Source organism: Tamlana crocina (assembly GCF_012037625.1).
This window is the reverse complement of record NZ_JAAVJS010000189.1, coordinates 1-486: the sequence shown is the minus strand read 5'-3', so window position 1 is coordinate 486 and position 486 is coordinate 1. Positions and strand designations below refer to the sequence as shown.

The 486-nt window shown below is 46.1% G+C and carries 1 protein-coding gene; it reads right to left on the bottom strand.

Annotation, left to right across the window (positions count from 1 at the left end; genetic code table 11):
- On the bottom strand, positions 1-412 hold a 412-nt coding region (locus HC176_RS16275; RefSeq protein WP_342448714.1), incomplete at its 3' end, for a helicase HerA-like domain-containing protein.
- Positions 413-486: the final 74 nt, after the last annotated feature.

Here is a 486-nt window from a genome sequence, read left to right as displayed (position 1 = left end):
ATTCACTTACAGTAGCTCTTCGGCGTACTCCATTTTCTTCGGAAAGGCTTAAAATTTCCACAGGAGCTGCCGAAGCTTCAAAAGGAAAATTCAACTTTTCATGGCGGGCATGTATAAAGGCTTCTCCGGCTGAAGGTTTTGCCACCCCGCTAAGGTCTCCCTTCACATCCATAAGCAGCACGGGGACTCCTTTTTTTGAGAGGTTTTCGGCAAGGATCTGCAAGGTCTTTGACTTCCCGGTTCCTGTTGCACCGGCAATGAGTCCGTGACGGTTCATGGTCTTCAGCGGAATTTTCACTGCTGCATCGGCAAAGACTTCCCCGCCATGCATAGCCGCCCCCAGATAGATAAAATCTCCTTTAGGTTGGTAACCTGCAGCAATACTCTCTGAAAATTGTCGTTTATCGACCACTCTTTAATTTTTTTATAAATGTAAGAATTGTGAGGGACTGGCAGGGCTTAAATCCTTCAGAAATTAGACTACTG